At 70.0% G+C, this 16,357-nt stretch carries 16 protein-coding genes; 10 read left to right on the top strand and 6 right to left on the bottom strand.

The genetic code is table 11. The features are described from left to right. The first annotated feature begins 98 nt into the window (after window positions 1-98). The 3 genes from AC0680_RS12320 to AC0680_RS12310 all read left to right on the top strand — a co-directional run bounded on the left by AC0680_RS12320 (window position 99) and on the right by AC0680_RS12310 (window position 2,479). Window positions 99-1,151, top strand: coding sequence for a cation diffusion facilitator family transporter (locus tag AC0680_RS12320; RefSeq protein WP_478627343.1), 1,053 nt, complete (start codon window positions 99-101; stop codon window positions 1,149-1,151). Window positions 1,152-1,266: 115 nt separating this feature from the next. Beyond that, entirely contained in the window at window positions 1,267-1,422 is a 156-nt protein-coding gene (locus AC0680_RS12315; RefSeq protein WP_384426405.1) for a DUF6131 family protein, read from the top strand. A gap of 175 nt (window positions 1,423-1,597) precedes the next feature. Further along, window positions 1,598-2,479 carry an NmrA family NAD(P)-binding protein gene (locus AC0680_RS12310; protein ID WP_478627340.1) on the top strand — a complete coding sequence of 294 codons (882 nt, stop codon included), beginning with the start codon at window positions 1,598-1,600 and terminating at the stop codon, window positions 2,477-2,479. Window positions 2,480-2,532: 53 nt separating this feature from the next. Here AC0680_RS12310 and AC0680_RS12305 read toward each other — a convergent pair whose 3' ends face one another. The 3 genes from AC0680_RS12305 to AC0680_RS12295 are packed head-to-tail and all read right to left on the bottom strand — an operon-like array spanning window position 2,533 to window position 5,091. After that, window positions 2,533-3,390 (bottom strand): tetratricopeptide repeat protein, encoded by an 858-nt coding sequence (locus AC0680_RS12305; RefSeq protein ID WP_478627339.1) that lies wholly within the window; start codon window positions 3,388-3,390, stop codon window positions 2,533-2,535. After that, the gene (locus AC0680_RS12300; RefSeq protein WP_478627337.1) at window positions 3,387-4,724 is read right to left on the bottom strand and encodes an MFS transporter; all 1,338 of its coding nucleotides are present in this window, start codon (window positions 4,722-4,724) and stop codon (window positions 3,387-3,389) included. The genes AC0680_RS12305 and AC0680_RS12300 overlap by 4 nt, the downstream gene beginning before the upstream one ends. 7 nt (window positions 4,725-4,731) lie before the next feature. Then, on the bottom strand, window positions 4,732-5,091 hold the full coding sequence (locus AC0680_RS12295) for a hypothetical protein (protein WP_478627335.1): 360 nt from the start codon (window positions 5,089-5,091) through the stop codon (window positions 4,732-4,734). 246 nt (window positions 5,092-5,337) lie between these two features. On the opposite strand from AC0680_RS12295, the gene AC0680_RS12290 reads away from it, so the two are divergent. Both AC0680_RS12290 and AC0680_RS12285 read left to right on the top strand, forming a co-directional pair. Then, window positions 5,338-5,769, top strand: a complete 432-nt coding sequence (locus AC0680_RS12290; RefSeq protein ID WP_478627332.1) for a hypothetical protein — start codon at window positions 5,338-5,340, stop codon at window positions 5,767-5,769. Next, entirely contained in the window at window positions 5,766-6,428 is a 663-nt protein-coding gene (locus tag AC0680_RS12285) for a TetR/AcrR family transcriptional regulator (protein WP_478627330.1), read from the top strand. The genes AC0680_RS12290 and AC0680_RS12285 overlap by 4 nt, the downstream gene beginning before the upstream one ends. Window positions 6,429-6,515: 87 nt before the next feature. Here AC0680_RS12285 and AC0680_RS12280 read toward each other — a convergent pair whose 3' ends face one another. Further along, on the bottom strand, window positions 6,516-7,580 hold the full coding sequence (locus AC0680_RS12280; RefSeq protein ID WP_478627329.1) for a LacI family DNA-binding transcriptional regulator: 1,065 nt from the start codon (window positions 7,578-7,580) through the stop codon (window positions 6,516-6,518). A gap of 436 nt (window positions 7,581-8,016) precedes the next feature. Between AC0680_RS12280 and AC0680_RS12275 the strand changes: the two genes are divergently transcribed. Genes AC0680_RS12275 through AC0680_RS12260 form a run of 4 tightly spaced genes read left to right on the top strand, consistent with a single transcriptional unit; the run spans window position 8,017 to window position 12,887 of the window. Then, window positions 8,017-9,321, top strand: coding sequence for an ABC transporter substrate-binding protein (locus AC0680_RS12275; protein ID WP_478627327.1), 1,305 nt, complete (start codon window positions 8,017-8,019; stop codon window positions 9,319-9,321). A gap of 18 nt (window positions 9,322-9,339) precedes the next feature. Beyond that, a complete protein-coding gene (locus tag AC0680_RS12270) occupies window positions 9,340-10,356 on the top strand; it encodes a carbohydrate ABC transporter permease (protein WP_478627325.1) in 1,017 nt (338 codons plus the stop codon). Next, window positions 10,353-11,186: a carbohydrate ABC transporter permease gene (locus tag AC0680_RS12265; protein ID WP_478627323.1), complete on the top strand. Its 834-nt coding sequence runs from the start codon at window positions 10,353-10,355 to the stop codon at window positions 11,184-11,186. Before AC0680_RS12270 ends, AC0680_RS12265 begins: the two co-directional genes overlap by 4 nt. A gap of 60 nt (window positions 11,187-11,246) precedes the next feature. After that, complete coding sequence (locus AC0680_RS12260) at window positions 11,247-12,887, top strand: glycoside hydrolase family 13 protein (protein ID WP_478627321.1); 1,641 nt, start codon at window positions 11,247-11,249, stop codon at window positions 12,885-12,887. A gap of 257 nt (window positions 12,888-13,144) precedes the next feature. Here the strand turns inward: AC0680_RS12260 and AC0680_RS12255 are convergent, their stop codons facing one another. After that, the gene (locus tag AC0680_RS12255) at window positions 13,145-13,444 is read right to left on the bottom strand and encodes a cupredoxin domain-containing protein (protein WP_478627319.1); all 300 of its coding nucleotides are present in this window, start codon (window positions 13,442-13,444) and stop codon (window positions 13,145-13,147) included. A gap of 555 nt (window positions 13,445-13,999) precedes the next feature. On the opposite strand from AC0680_RS12255, the gene AC0680_RS12250 reads away from it, so the two are divergent. Continuing rightward, window positions 14,000-15,019 (top strand): LPXTG cell wall anchor domain-containing protein, encoded by a 1,020-nt coding sequence (locus AC0680_RS12250; RefSeq protein WP_478627317.1) that lies wholly within the window; start codon window positions 14,000-14,002, stop codon window positions 15,017-15,019. Window positions 15,020-15,036: 17 nt separating this feature from the next. On the opposite strand, the gene AC0680_RS12245 is transcribed toward AC0680_RS12250, so the two are convergent. Next, window positions 15,037-16,281, bottom strand: a complete 1,245-nt coding sequence (locus tag AC0680_RS12245; protein ID WP_478627316.1) for a hypothetical protein — start codon at window positions 16,279-16,281, stop codon at window positions 15,037-15,039. Between the last annotated feature and the right edge of the window lie 76 nt (window positions 16,282-16,357).

Genomic DNA, 16,357 nt, shown 5'->3' with positions numbered 1-16,357 from the left:
GGAACAGCGGCGCAACACGGCCACGGGGTGTTGCGCCGCTGTGCCCACGGGTGCATACGCTCACATGGGCTGTCCGATCGACCACCGGGAGGCGACGCTTGACGGACGACGGGCAGGAACTCCACAAGAGTGAGAAGGACGCCAAGACCGCGGTCACGGTCTTTGTGGCCCTCGGCGCCAATCTGGTCATCGCCGTGGCCAAGCTGATCGGTGGGCTCTTCGCGGCTTCCCCCGCCCTGCTCTCCGAGGCGGCGCACTCTCTCGCCGACAGCCTCAACGAATTGTTCCTGCTCGCCTCGCTCAAGCGCAGCACGCGGGCCCCGGACAGTCGGCATCCTTTCGGCTACGGGAAGGAGCGGTACTTCTGGTCGCTGCTCGCCGCCGTCGGAATCTTCGTCATGGGCGGCTGCTTCTCCTTCTTCCAGGGCGTCGAGGCGCTGCGCTCGGGCCGTGCGGAGAGCCATGCGGGCTATGTCGCCGGGCTCGTCGTCCTGGCCGTTGCCCTGATCGCCGAGGGGGCTTCCCTTGTCCGCGCCCTGGTTCAGGTGCGCGGCCAGGCCCGGGCGGCCGGGCGCAGCACACTGGGCATGATCCGGGCGGGCGACGATCCCGCCCTGCGCACCGTGCTGGCCGAGGACTCCACCGCCTGCATCGGTGTGCTGGTGGCCATGGCCGGCATGGGGCTGCACATGCTCACCGGAGAGGTGGGGTGGGAGGCCGGCGCATCGATGATCATCGGGGTGCTGCTGATGTTCGTCGCCTACCAGCTTGCCGCGGAGTCGCGCGGGGCGATCACCGGAGAGGCCGCCGACCCGGCGCTGCGTCGGGCGATGCGGCATTTCCTCGACCGGCAGCCGGAGATCGACACGGTGACGGGGCTGCAGACCATGCGGCTGGGCCCCCGCTCGATGCTGGTCGCGGCCCGGATCGATCTGGTCGGCGGCCTGGACAGCGAGGAGGTCGAGGAGGTGCTGGTGCGGGTGAAGCGGGAGATGGGGGAGAAGTGGCCGACGGCCCACCAGATCTTCCTCGATGTCACCGAGGCGTCCCCGAAAGACCGGGAACGGGCCAGGCACGAGCGTCGGAAACTCGACGAGACCGTGACCTCCGGGCAGGAACCGCACGACGCGGGGCAGGCGCAGGACGGCTGAACCGTCCGCTGTCCACGGTGCGTGCCGGCCGGGCCGGCGTCGATTCGCCAGCGGTTGCCCTTACCAAAGGCCGGGACCAACCTGAAAGGAGACACATACGAGATCGGAGAGCACTGTGATCGTTCTCGGAGTCATCTTGTTGATCATCGGCTTCCTGACCGGCATCGCCATCCTGTGGACCATCGGGATCGTGCTGCTCGTCATTGGCGCGGTGCTGTGGATTCTCGGCTCGATAGGGCACGCGGTCGGTGGTCGACGACATTACTGGTAGCGGCCTCACTCTGGTGCGGCCCGGTTGCGCGCGCTGTCAGCGGCGGTAGCCCCGAGTTCGGGTGTCTTCGGGATCCGAGCCGGGATGAGAGGCGGACAGCTTCAGACCGCTTCTGCTTTTCTGCCCCATCGGACAGACCCTAGCCTTCGGTGGAGTCGCCGAAGGAGAGGAAGCAATGCGCATCGCTGTCACCACCCCGACCGGCAACGTAGGACGCCACGTCGTTGCGACCCTGCTCCGCGCCGGAGTCCGCCCGCGCGTCTTGCTGCGCGAGCCCGCCCGGCTCGCTCCTGACGTGCGGGACGAGGTGGATGCCGTGCGGGTCGACCAATACGATGCCGACGCGGTGGTGGCTGCCACCGAAGACATCGACGCACTGTTCTGGGTGGACCCGCCCTCCGCCGGAGGGGATCCGCTCGCCGACTACGCCCGCGCCACCAGCAGCGTGGTCCGCGCCGTCACCGCCAACCGCATCGGCCGCGTCGTCTTCCAAAGCAGCGTCGGCGCCGAGAAGCGTCGGGGTGCCGGCGAGATCGACGGCCTGGCACAGACGGAGACCGCCTTGGACGACCTCGGTATCGACGTCACCCACCTCCGCTGCGGCTACTTCTTCACCAACCTCGAACTCCAACTCGCCGCCCTGCGCGCCGGCACCCTCCAGGTGATCCTTCCGCTCGACCAACCCATGGCCTGGGTGGCACCTCGCGACATCGCCGAGGTCGCCGCCACCCGCCTCCTCTCGCCTGCCTGGTCCGGACGCTGCGTACAAGCGGTCCACGGCCCCACCGACCTCACCTGGCGACAGGTCGCCGAAATCCTCACCGCCGCGACCGGCCGGCAGGTCGGCGTGGAACGGATCACCGACGACGCCATGCGCACCCAGCTCCGCCGGGCCGGGATGGCCGATGGACTGGTCGAGGCAGTACTGGGAATGTCGACCGGCCTGCGCGAGGACTTCGTACCCGAACAGCGCCGCACGGTCCGGACCACCACCCCGACCACCCTCGCCGCCTGGGCCTACGACCGTCTCCGGCACCAGATCGTCGGCGCGTCCTGAAACGCGAGTTCCTGGAAGAGGTCCACGACCGGTACCGCCGGGCGCATGACGTTTCAGAACCGGCCGGATTCGAGGGCGGCCAGGCTCCTTCGGCCGGCCGTCAGGGTCGGGTGGTCCGCGGCGACGGCCGGCCCCAGCAGGGCGACGGCGCGTCCGTACAGGTGCGCGGCCTCATCCGTATCGCCGCGCGCCTGGTGGACCGCTGCCAGGTTGTGCACGGTCGGTGCGAGTTCGGGATGGACAGGTCCGAGCACGGTTTCCTTGATCGCCAAGGCTCTCCGGAAGCCCGTCTCCGCTCCTGTCAGGTCACCCTGCCGGAGGGCGATGGCCGCGAGGTTGTGCAGGCTGACCGCGATTTCGTGGTGCACGGGCCCCAGCGTCCGTTCGAAGACCGCGAGGGCTTGGTGCAGCAGGGTCTCTGCCTCGCCGGGCCGGCCCAGGGCGTCCAGGACGGCGGCGAGCGCGGCACGGTCGGCGGCCACATCCGGGTGATCCGGGCCGCATGCCTTCTCCCGGATCTCCACGGCACGCCGGGCGGGCGCTTCGGCCGCGGTGAAATCGCCCCGGGCGTGCGCGAGTCCGCCCAGATTGTGGTGGAGCGTGGCCGCGTCCGGATGCTCGGGCCCGAGGACGGATTCGACCACCGCCAAGGCCCTCCGGTAGAGCCCCTCCGCCTCGGCGAAGCCGCCCGTGTATTTGAGCGTCACGCCCAGCTCGTTGAGCGGTCCGACGACGGCGAGGTCGTACGGTCCAAGAGCGCTCTCGACCAGGGAGATCGCGGTACGCAGTACTCGCTCGGCCACACCGTAGCGGCCCTGTGTCCGGTGTCCGGCCCCGAACTCGGTGGCCTCGTAGACCTGTTGCCGCACGTCGTCGGCCGCGGTCGGCCCGCCTGCCGTCGCCCCCGTCATGCGGAACTCCGGGCGGGCACCGCGCCGGTCGGCGCGGCCGGGGCAGCGAGGGCTTCCGGGGCCGGGAGGCCGTTGGCCGCGGGGGGCAGCCCGCGCTCCAGGCGCAGGGCAACCAGCACTCCCACCCCGGTGAGGGCGGCCATGACAACGAACCAGCCGCCGCCCAGGGCGCTGAGGGCGAACCCGCCCACGGCCGGCCCGGCCAGGAAGCCGGAGGTGTAGGCCAGCGTCACCCCGCCGTTGTACCGGCCGCGCAGGGCCTCCGGGGCGATGTCGTTGGTGATGGCCGGCACGGTGGTCGTCAACAGGGTCTCGCCGATCGCGAAGACCACGGCCACGCCCACGACCATGCATACGGCGACGGGACCGGCGACGAGACCGTGGAACGCGACCACGGCCCAGCCCACTGCCCACAGTCCGCACAGCAGCATCAGGCCACGGGTTCGCCGGTGCCCGGTCAGCAGTCGAGCGGTGACCAGCTGTGCCAGCACCACAGTGACCGTGTTCGCGAGGAACATCACGGCCACGATGCGTGCCCCCGGGCCGCCGGGTCGGGCGACGTACGCCGCAAACACCTCGTTGAACTGGCCGTACCCCACGGTGATCAGCAGCGCGACAAGCAGCCACAACCGACGGAAACAGCGGTCGCGAAGCACCGTTGCACAGCCGGCCCCGGGGCTGCCGGGCCCGCCGTCCGCATCGCGGGTGCCCGTCGGCGCGTCGGGAGCCTGCTGAGCTGCCGTCTCCGCCTCGGCCGTGCGGCCGGCCGAGCGGCCGAGCAGCAGCGGGATCGCCAGCACGAAGCTGGCCGCGTCGAGGAGATAGAGCGTGGTGAAGCTGCTGGGGTCGGCCGTGTCGACGATGAGGGCGGCCAGCAGCCCGCCGGTGCCGAGGCCGACGTTGAGCGTGGCATGGCGTACGGCGAAGGCGCCGGACCGGGCGGCGGGCCGGACCAGGGACGCCAGCAGAGCGTCCTGGGCCGGCCATGCCACCGCGACCCCGAGCCCCGACACCGCGGCCGCGGCGAACGCCTGCCACAGGTGGTCGACGCCGGACAGGGCGAGCGCACCGGCCGCGGCGATCACCAGCCCGGTGATCAGCGCGGTCCGCGGCCCGGCGCGGTCGGCGAGCCACCCTCCGAGGGGATTGCCCGCCAGACCGGCCAGTGCCACCGTCGCCGCGACCAGGCCCACCGGCCCCAACGCGAACCCGTGCACGGTGTGCAGGTACACGACGAGGAACGGCAGCGTCAGACCCGTGCCGACCGCCGAGAACGCGTCCGCTGCAAGGACCGTCCACGCGCTGCGCGGCAGGTCGGGGAGGAAGGGGCGCATGCGGATGTCACACCTCCCGTCGTCGCATCGCTTCATGCGTCGCACGCGTCTGGGCAACGTGCACGGTCCCGTGGTGCTGTGCAGCCCCGCCCCCTTCGGGTGCCGGGGTCACGGGCGCGGTTTCGTTGTGGTTCCTGGTCGATGCCCGGCAGGTGGTCAGCACCGTCTCGTTGTGGTTGGAGCCGGCGAGACCCAGCGGTGCGTGCACGACGGTCTCGTTGTGGTTGTTGCCCATGAGCCCCGGCCATGGGCGCACGACGGTCTCGTTGTGGTTCTTGCCCAAGAGCGCCGGCCATGTGTGCACGACGGTCTCGTCGTGGTGGGAGGAGGGAAGTGGTTGCGCACTCGGCGCGATCTTCATCTGCATCGGAATCTCCCTGAGGTGGAGGAATCGGGTTCCGGGCCACGCCTTCGTCGCTGTGTCCCGACCTCAGATTCCAAGACCGCCGCGGCCCCCGAAAGCCACGGGAAATCGGGGCTTGACTGAGCAGAGAAGCGCGATAAGGGCCGGTGGTCGGGACGGACCGAACCGTGAGCACACGTATGCGGACCGCGCCGTCGTCGTCGATGCCGTTCTATTGACCATGTGGTCAACTGCAGTATTGTTGACCGCATGGTCAATAGTGTGGAAGTGGATGAACTCAAGAAGCCGGCACTGGGGTTGGCGCCGCTCACGAGGGTGCGGCGACTCGTCGGCGCCTACGTGGCGCTGGCTCTCGGCACGTTGGTGGCCCTGGCCGTCATGGCCGTGGTGGCGCCCTCTTCGGCGACCTCGGAGGCATGGGGGCATGCCGTGGTCGTCGCCGTGTTCGCGGTCGCGCTGCCGCTGCGGACGCGCGCGGCACTCAAGGGGAGTCGCACCGCTCTCCGCGCGGTCACCGTCATCGGGTGTGTGCTGCTGGTGGTGAATCTCGTCGAGGCCGCGCTCCCCGGCGTCTTCCCGCCATGGATGCGCGTGGAGATGCTGGTCGTCGCCGTGATGATGCTGACCCTGGCGACCCTGTCGGTCCGGGCTCGCCGGAATCCGCCGGCCGGTCGCCGATGACCGGGCCGGAGGTCGGCGGTGACGGCGGGACCGGTCGGTCCTCCGCCACCTCGGGACCGGGTGCGCGCCGGCAGCGGCTCGACGAGGACCGGCGCCGGGCGCAGATCATCACCGCGGCCGTGGCCGAGCTCGCCGACCAGGGTTACGACGGCCTGTCGTTGACCCGCGTCGCCAAGCGGGCCGGCGTTTCCAAGGGCCTGGTCTGGCACTACTTCGCCGGCAAGGACGACCTGATGGAGTCCACCGCGAAAGCGACGATGACGACCATCAGGGACCGCATCGCGGACTCGCTCGACCTGACCGGGCCCGTCCCGGACATCATTCGCGCGGCCCTGCGCCGGGCCGCGGCCCTGAACCTCACCCACCGGGTGGAACTGACCGCGCTCCACCGCATCGTGCACAACCTGCGTCGCCCCGACGGCACGCCGCGCCTGACCCTTGACGTCTATGAAGAGACCTACCAGGCGCAGGAGTCGCTGTTCCGGCGCGGCCAAGCCGAGGGAACCCTCCGGGACTTCGACACCCGCGTGATGGCCATCACCTACCAAGGCGCGATCGACATGATGCTCGGATACCTCGGCAGCAATCCCCGCATCGACCCCGACGACTACGCCGACAAACTCGCGGACATCCTGCTCACCGGCATCCAGCGAGGCTGACGTCCGGCCACGAGGAGCGGCAGGAAAGCCGGCGCGTGGCCCACTCGCCCCGGCACATCCGGGGCGAGCACGCGGCCTTGCCGGTCGTCAGGCCCCGGACTCTCCCGCGCCGCCGGCCCTCTCCCCGCCGTCCGGCAGCGGGATCGTGCTGCCCCGGGGGATCAGCCGGGTGGGCAGGACGATGTGCTGCGCCGGGTCGGTGTCCGGGTCGTTGACGAGGGAGCAGGCCAGTTCGCCGGCGGCGCGGCCGATGTCCTCGGGGGACTGGGCGATCGTGGTGAGGTCGGACCATTCGGCGATCGGGTGGTCGTCGAAGCCGAGGACGGAGAGCCGTTCCGGCACATCCATACGCGACTTGCGCAGGGTCCAGATGATGGAGGCGGCGAGCTCGTCCTGCTCGGCGAAGATCGCCGTGGGCGCGTCCCGCAGGCTGAGCAGCTCACCGACGGCTTCCGCGATGCTGCGCTTGTCGGCGACGGGGGCCGCGACCACGAGATCGTCGTCCAGCGGGACACCCGCCTCGGTGAGCGCCTGCTGGTAGCCGACGAGCCGTTCGTTGGAGCTGAAGGCGAATCCGCTGGCGCCGATCGTCTGGAAGAAGGCGATACGGCGGTGCCCGAGATTGAGCAGATGCCGGGTACCGCGGCGCGCGCCCTCCACATCGTCGACATACACGCTCGGGCACCCCTCGGCGTGCTGACTGACGTAGATCACCGGCATCTGGAGGTCGTCCAGCCGCGCGGTCTCCTCCTCGGTGAGGTCGAAGGAGAAGACCAGCAGCGCATCGGCGTTCCGGCGGGCCGGCAGCCGTTCGAAGAAGTCGGCGCGCTCGGTCATGTCCGGGGTGACGTAGACCAGCAGGTCCATGCCGGCCGCGCGCAGTTGCGGCCCGAGTGTGGAGACCGCCGAGCCGATGAACCAGGAATTGAGCGTGGGCGTGAGCACCGCCACCACCCCGGTCTTGCCGGTGACGAGACTGGCGGCCTGCCGGGAGACCGCGAAGTTCAGTTCACGGGCGGCCCGTTCGACGCGCGCGCGGACTTCGGGCGAGACCGTCGACAGGCCGCGCAGCGTGCGCGAAACGGTGGAAGCGGAGACCCCGGCCCGCTCGGCGACGTCGGCCATCGTGGGGTGCCGTTGAGCTGGAGGCATGAGCGGACGGTAGCACAGCGAGCACAAGCGCACGTCGAGAGATGACAGCGCTGTCATTGCGGTACTCGGCGGCATTCATGCGAGTCTCCCCTAGTGAAAGCTGCACAGTGCATGCGAATGACCTGCGGATTACCGCGACGTAACGCATTGACTTCCCCTGTGTGGACTCCTAGCTTGAAAGCGCTGTCACGCAGTGGTCGAAGCAACTCGTTCGGAGCGAACCTCTGACGCTTTGACCTGCGGTTTCATCTTGCTCAGTGAGGGCGGCAGCGCAGTCACGGCGCATCTGCCGTGTTTTCATGGCCCTCTCTCGCCTTCCCCTCACATTTCCATCGATGTCGCCCCGCCGGCCCTCCGCTGCCGTGGTGACCGGCTCGTCGCTTCCCACCGCTCGACCAGGAGCGACGTTCCGTACCGCTCGACCAGGAGAGACAGAGTGAAGACCAGGACCACCAGAGCGCTGAGCGCGGGTGCGGCCCTCGCCGGGCTGGCGTCCGTCGCGGCCTGCGGCGGCGGCAGCGGCGCCGTCACCGCGGCGGGCGGCAGGCCCTCCTTCGAAGGGCGCGGCCCCATCACCTACGTCGCCGGCAAGGACGCCAGCGGTGTCATCCAGTCCGTGCTCGACCGCTGGAACAAGCTGCACCCGAAGGAGAAGGTCACCTTCGTCCAGCTGCCGACGGACCCCGACGCCCAGCGTCAGCAGATGATCCAGAACGCGCAGACGAAGTCCGATGCCTACACGGTGCTGTCCCTCGACGCCGTGTGGACCTCGGAGTTCGCCGCGCACCGGTGGATCGACCGGCTGCCGGAGGACCGTTTCCCGCTGCGGCAGATGCTCAAGCCGATCGTGGCGACCGGCGAGTACCGCGGTGGTCTGTACGCCGTCCCGATGAGTTCGGACGGCGGGATGCTCTACTACCGCACCGACCTGCTCAAGAAGGCCGGGATCGCCCGGCCGCCGGTCACCTGGGCACAGCTGAAGGCGGACTGCGCCAAGGTCAAGAAGCTGCCCGGGGGGGACACCTCGTGTTACGCCGGGCAGTTCCAGAAGTACGAGGGCCTGACCGTCAACTTCGCCGAGGCGGTGAACTCCGCCGGCGGCGTCGTCACCGACTCCAAGGGCCGACCGCACGTCGACAGCCCGCAGGCGAAGAAGGGCCTGGACTTCCTGGTCGACTCCTTCCGGGACGGCACGATCCCCAAGGACGCCCTCACCTACCAGGAGGAGGACGGCCGCCGCGCCTTCCAGAACGGCAAGCTCGTCTTCCTGAGGAACTGGCCGTACATGTACTCCCTGACGTCCAAGAAGGACGGCTCCAGCAAGGTCGCCGGCAAGTTCGGCGCCGCGCCGCTGCCCGGCCTCGACGGCCCCGGCACCTCCAGCCTCGGCGGCCACAACCTGGCCCTGTCGGCCTCGGCGGAGAACAAGGCCACCGCGATCGACTTCATGAAGTTCTTCGCCAGCCAGGAGATCCAGCGTTTCACGCTGTCCCGGGCGCCTGGAGCGCCGACCTACCACGCGCTCTACGACGATCCGAAGCTGATCGAGCAGTACCCGTACCTCCCCACCCTCAAGAAGTCGGTCCTGCGCGCCGTGCCGCGGCCCCGGGTGTTCCAGTACGGCGATGTCACCGCGGCGGTCCAGCGGGAGGGCTATGCCGCCCTGACCGGCGCCAAGAGCAGCGCACAGGCCCTGAAGGACCTCCAGAAGGCCCTTCGCCAGCAGCCCGCGACGGACTGAGGAAACGAGGAGTACGCCATGGCGACCACCCACACCACGGCAGCGCCCCGGGCCCCGCTGTCCGTACCGGCCAGACCCCCGGGACGACAGCGCAGGGCGACCTCCGGGTCCGGACGGCTCGCGGCCCTGCTGATTTCCCCGACACTCCTGGTGCTGACGATCGTGGTCCTCTACCCGACGATCGTGGCCCTCAAGGACTCACTGTTCGGCACCCCCGGACTCGACCCGAAGACCGGATTCGTCCGGGACACCGATCCGTTCGTGGGAGCCGAGAACTACACCGCGATCTTCGGCGAGGCGGGCGCCCGGTTCTGGAACGCGTTCTGGAACACCACCTTCCTCACCGTCACCACGGTCGCGCTGGAGGCCGTGATCGGAGTGGCGATGGCGCTGGTCATGCACCGCGCGTTCCAGGGCCGGGCCCTGGTGCGGGCCAGCATCCTGGTGCCGTGGGCGGTACCCACCGCCGTCAGCGGACTGCTGTGGCGATGGATCTTCAACAGCGACGGCATCGCCAACGCCGTCACCGGCCAGCACGTGCTGTGGACGACCGAGGGCTTCCACGCCAAGGTCGCGGTCATCATCGCCGACGTATGGAAGACCGCGCCGTTCATCGGGCTGCTGGTCCTGGCCGGCCTCCAGGTGATCGACAAGGCGGTCTACGAGGCGGCCAAGCTGGACGGCGCGAGTGCGCTCCGCCAGTTCTGGCACATCACCCTGCCCCTGGTGAAGCCCGCCCTGCTGGTGGCCGTGCTCTTCCGGACGCTCGACGCGCTGCGCATGTTCGACCTGCCGTACATCCTCATCGGCGCGCAGAAGAGCTCCGTGGAGACGCTGTCGATGCTCGCCCAGGACCAGGCGGCGAACGTACGGTTCGGACCCGCCGCGGCCTATGCGGTGATCCTCTTCGTCTATGTCTTCCTGATCGCGCTGGCCTTCGTCCGGCTGCTCGGCGCCAATGTCGTCGGGGACGACGACGCGGCCCCCAAGCGCGGCCGGCGGCGCCTGCGTCCGCGTACGGGGGTGGCGGCATGACGAACTCGCTGAACTGGCGCAAGTGGCTGCTGTACGCGGGAGTCGCCCTGGTCGTCGCCTACTGCCTGGCACCGTTCTACTGGATGCTGGTCTCCAGCCTCCGGCGCACGTCGGACATCTTCGACAACTCGCTGATCCCCACCCGCTTCTCGTTCGAGAACTACCTCGCGGTCCTCGACCCCTCCCAGTCCTTCACCCGCGCCCTGCTCAACAGCATCGTCGTGGCCGGCATCACCACCGTCCTCGCGCTGCTCCTCGCCACCTTCACCGCCTATGCGATGGCGCGGCTGGAGTTCCGGCTCAAGCGTCTGGTGCTCACCCTGATCATCGCCACCTCGATGTTCCCGGTGGTGTCGATCACGGTCCCGCTGCTGAAGATGTTCGTCGACTTCGGCTGGATCAACACCTACCAGGCGATGATCGTGCCCAGCATGTCCTTCACCCTGCCGCTCGCGGTGTGGAACCTCACCGCGTTCTTCCGGCAGATGCCCGACGAGCTGGAGCACGCGGCCATGGTCGACGGCTGCACCCGCGGCCAGGCCTTCCGCAAGGTCATCGTCCCGCTGGCCGCGCCCGGCATCTTCACCACCGCGATCATCACCTTCATCGCGTCCTGGAACGAGTTCCTGATCGCCCTGTCGATGACGAACAAGGCGGAGATGCAGACCGCACCCGTGGCGATCTCCAAGTTCTCCGGGGCCACCCAGTTCGAGACGCCGTTCGGCAGCCAGATGGCTGCCGGAGTCCTGGTCACCGTCCCGCTCGTGATCATGGTGCTGATCTTCCAGCGCCGGATCGTCGCCGGCCTCACCGCAGGCGCGGCGAAGTAGGGCCGGTCCCGCTCCCCGTACCGCTTTCCGCACACCCTTCCCCAAGGAGTACGCCCGACCATGCCCAGCACCGCACCCTGGTGGCGCAGCGCCGTCATCTACCAGGTCTACATCCGCAGCTTCGCCGACGGGAACGGCGACGGGATCGGTGACATCGCAGGCATCCGCTCACGCCTTCCCTATCTCAAGTCCCTTGGCATCGACGCCATTTGGATCAACCCGTGGTACAAGTCGCCGATGGCCGACCACGGATACGACGTGGCGGACTTCCGGGAGATCGACCCGCTGTTCGGCAGCGTCGCGGAGGCCGAGGCGCTCATCGAGGAGGCGCATGGCTGCGGCATCCGCGTCATCCCCGACATCGTGCCCAACCACACCTCCGACCAGCACGCATGGTTCCAGGCCGCGCTGGCCGCCGGGCCGGGCGGCCCGGAGCGCGAGCGCTATGTCTTCCGGGACGGGCGCGGCCCCGACGGCGCCGAGCCGCCCAACGACTGGAAGTCCTGCTTCGGCGGACCGGCCTGGACGCGGCTGCCCGACGGGCAGTGGTACCTGCATCTGTTCGCGCCCGAGCAGCCGGACCTCAACTGGAAGAACCCGGAAGTACGCGCCGAGTTCGAGGACATCCTGCGGTTCTGGTTCAGCCGCGGCGTCGACGGCTTCCGTATCGATGTGGCGCACGGCCTGATCAAGCACCCCGAACTGCCCGACCTGCCGGTCCCCCAGGACCCGGTCTCCCCGCAGGACCAGGCTCCGGTCGACCACCCGCACTGGGACCGCGACGAGGTGCATGAGATCTACCGCTCGTGGCGCCGGGTGGCCGACGAGTTCCCCGGCGACCGCAAGTTCGTCGCCGAGGCATGGGCGCCCAACCCCGAGCGGCTCGCCCGCTACGTACGACGGGACGGTCTGCACGCCGCCTTCAACTTCGACTTCCTGATGACCAGTTGGGATGCCAAGGCGCTGCGCGAGGTCATCGACAGCTCGCTCGCCAGCCTCGGCGCCGTCGGTGCCCCCGCCACCTGGGTGCTCTCCAACCACGACGTCGTACGCCACCCCAGCCGCTTCGGACGCAAGGTGGTCAGGAAGTGGACCGCCAATGTGCCCTACCGGCCTGAAGGCCCCCTCGACCTCGGACTCGGCATCCGGCGCGCCCGCGCCGCCGCGCTGCTCATGCTCGCCCTTCCTGGTGGCGCATACGTCTACCAGGGCGAGGAACTGGGCCTGCCCGAGGTCGAGGACCTGCCCCAGGAGGTGCTCCAGGACCCCATCTGGGAGCGCTCGGGGAACACCGACCCCGGCCGCGACGGCTGCCGTGTCCCGATCCCGTGGGCCGGGCACGAGGCACCGTTCGGCTTCAGCCCCGACGACGCCACCGGTGCGCCCTGGCTGCCCCAGCCGGCGGACTGGCACGCCCTCAGCGTCGAGGCGCAGACCGGCGACGAGACGTCCATGCTGGAGCTCTACCGCCGCGCCCTCCACCTGCGCCGGGAGCACGCCGCACTCGGCGACTCCGGTCTGACCTGGCTGGACACCCCGCCCGGAGTCCTCGCCTTCACCCGCGAGCCGGGCTTCGCCTGTGTCGTCAACCTCTCCTCCGAGCCGTACCCCCTCCCGGAGCATGACGCGGTGGTGCTGGCGAGCGGGCACATCGAGGACGGCCGGCTGGGGACGGACGAGGCGGTGTGGTTGGCGCTGTGACGGTGTGACGACGTAACGGTGCGTCGGCGTCACTGCGCCGACCGTGCGGACGGGCGACCGGCCGGCCAACTCCAGGCCGGACGGCCGCCGTTCGTGCATGCGCCCGGGCGGCAAGCCCCACTCACGCAGACCGGCGACGGTTGTGTCGCGCAGCTGTCCCCAGGGCGCGGCCAACCGCCACGCCGTGCGGGGGCGGCGGCCGTGTCGGCGTCAGACTTCGTCCGCGCGCCCGCACTCCTTGCCCGCCGCGTCTCCTCTCACTTCACTATGACCGTGCCCTGCATGAACGGGTGGATGTCGCAGTAGTAGCTGAACGTGCCGGCGGAGTTGAACGTGAAGCTGTAGGAACCGTCGGTGTCGAGCGTCGGCGAATTCAGCGGGCCCGAGCCACTGCTGGTCACCGTGTGCGGAGCCGAATCGTCGTTGGTCCAGGTCACCGTGGTGCCCTTGCTGACGGTCAAGGTTGACGGTGAGAACGCGAAGCCGCCGATCGTCACATGGGTCTCCGCCGCCTGTGCGCTCGAAGTCGCGGGGGCTGCGAGCGAAGCGGGTGCCACCGCGACCACGGCAGAAGCTCTGTGCTCACCAATGTGGCTGCCATGTCCGTCGGGTGCGCCACCGCTCCATGCGCCGACTGATGCGACGCCTGCGGCTGCGGCAACGGCAACCAGGGCGGTCGTGACGCGACGACGGTGCATCCGCTTCGGGGAATCCGTACCTGACCTGCGAATCATGGTGTCGACCCAATCTAACTCTGGTGCGGGTCTATGCACGCCCGCGGGATGCGGGTCGCACATCCAGACATAAGCGACAATACTCCGCACATCCATGAGCCGTACAGCGGTTGTTGGCGCGTCAACTTGTTGAACGCCTGGGCGGCGAGGCGCCCTTCACCACGCTGTGCGGGGTCGGCCCCGTTGAGTACTCCTCTGCTCCCCGTCGCCCTCGTCGCCGTCCCCCGGCGCAGGGGTGACTGTGAGGACGATCACTCGGGGGGTGTGGGTCCGGTGTGCAACCTTCGGGGGAATGCGCAGGTCACGTACGTGTATGCGTACGGCCCTACCGCGCAGAACCCCTCGCGGTGGCCGCTTCGACTTCCGAGGAAGGTCTCAATGAAGCTTCACCGCACTCTGGCGACCGCAGTCGTCACGGCCGTCATCGGCCCCGTGACGTTGCTCGCGGCCCCTGCCGCATGGGCGGCGGGGGAGGCGCCGGCGGCCGGCGGCGGCCCCGCCGCGTCCGCCACCGCCACGCCGGGGGGCGAGTCGGCCGAGCCGAGCGCTCCGGAGGCGGGCACGCCGGGTGCTTCCGCATCGGCCGAGCCGGCCGCGCCGAGCCAGACGCCGTCCCCCGCCTGGACCCGCCCGACCTTCTGCTCCCCGATCTTCGACGTGGATCGCGGCAAGACGGGGCTGCGCGGCCTCCCGGGGAAGATCGTCGCCGGGTCGGGCTGGCACGAGTTCGCCTACCGAGTGACCAACGTATCCAAGATCACGGTGATGGAGACCGACATCTCCCTCTCCCTCGGCACCGCCGACCCGAAGCTCGATGACGTCGCTGAACTGGCGGTCACGGTCCAGTGGTACAACCCGGCGACCGGCAAGTGGAAGCCCATCGAGGGCGAAGGCGCCAAGTTCCAGGACAACGACGACTTCACCACCGTCAAGCGCCTCGAGCCGGGGGAGCACGCGGACGCCAGGATGCGGATCAAGATCGGCAAGAAGGCCAAGGCGGGATCCGGCTACTTCTTCACGACCGGCCACTCGTACGGCGAGGACGGCAAGTGCGGCTTCGACAAGATCAGCCAGTTCGACTTCAAGGTGCTGCCCGCGGGCAGCAAGCCCGGCAAGGTCGCGGACGCCAAGGGGAAGCCGGGTAAGCCGGGTAAGCCGGGTAAGCAGGGTAAGCAGGGAATGACGGACAGGCCGGGGACGCCGGGCGCCACGAGTACCGCCGGGAACAAGCCCGCGGCGCACGGCACTCACGACGCGGTCCCGGCCACCGGCAAGCTCGCCACGACCGGTTCGTCCTCCGCGCTGCCGACCGTCGCCGCCCTTGGTGGCGCCGCGGTCGTCGCGGGTGCCGGGGCGGTCTTCGTCGTGCGTCGGCGCAAGGAGAGTTCCGGCGCGTAGTCGGGCGCCGAGCGGGATCAGCGGGAATCGCCGGTCCGGGTCCGACGGGCCCGGACCAGCAGCACGCCACCCGTGCCCACCGCCAGCGCCGCGGCGCCGCCGCCGATGACCGCCACGGCGGGGAAGCTCCCGCGATCGCGTTGGCGCCCCGGCGTGTTGCCGTCGTGCCCCGGCTCGGCGCCCTGCCGCCCCGGCCCCGCCGTGACGACGATCCGGCTGGTCCGCTTGACCCGCCCATGGTGGCTGACGACGGTCACGGGATAGCTGCCGCCGTCCAGCCCGGACCGGATCCTGGCCAGACCGTAGAAGCGCGGGTCGTCGCCGTCGCCGGACTTGCTGTCGTCCCGCGCCAGCCGCACCGGCTCCTCGAACGCCGGGGAGGTCGCGGTCAGTTGCCTCTCCTCCCCGGCGTCGGGCGAAGCGTCCCGCCACAGCACATGCATCCGGCCGCCGGCCCTGACCCGGAAGCGGCGGGTGGATTCGTCGGGGTCGCCGTGCTTCCCGAAGAACTCGGGGCCGCGCACCTTGCCCTTGTAGTCGGAGTCGCCGGGCCGGGCGGCCCGTACCGTGAGCCGGCGCTCGGCGATCCGCCGCCCGTCCGGGCCGGTCAGCACCACCTTGTACGTGCCGTCCCCGGCGTTTGGCAGCACGCTCGGCACCGCCTCGAACATCCGGGGATTGTTCCAGTACCCGCCGTGGTCGTCGTGCCGGAGCGGGACCGGCCCCTTGAACGCCTTCGAGCGCACCGTGAAGGAGCTGCCGGTCTCCCCCGGATACAGGTCGTCGAAGAACAGCCCCACCGACTCGCCGGGGCGCGCACCCTGCAGGGAACCACTCACCTCGAACGACGGCCGCGGCGAAGCCACCACATGGACCGTGCCCCGGTTCACGACGCGCCCGGCGATCTCGACCGTGAGCGGGTATCTGCCGCGCTCGGCTGTCATCGCGATCCGGCCCCGTGCCTGGTAGCCGAGACCCCACGAGGGCTCCGCCATCGCGTCCCGCTGGTAGGCGAGCCGGACGGGGTGCGCGAAGGCCGGGGACTTCACGAGGACCTGCTCGTGCCGCGTGGCGACGCCGACCACTTGGAGGTCGACGAGCTCACCCGGCCGCTCGCCGTCGGACTGGAACAGCAGCTGCGTCTTCTTCCCGGCGCGACTGCCGTCGTCGGCCGCTGCGCTGCCGGCCGCGCCGACAGCGCACACCACCATCCCGCCGCACACCGCGACGGCGGTGCCGATCGCGATACGTGACCAACCCACGGTGCTTCCCCCTTGACGGCCTTTCCAGGAAAGAGGGGATCGGCGCCCGATCGGTTGCGGGCGTCGAGGGGATCGC

It is taken from the genome of Streptomyces sp. NPDC043738, assembly GCF_056436545.1.
This window is presented reverse-complemented; position numbering and strand designations above follow the sequence as displayed.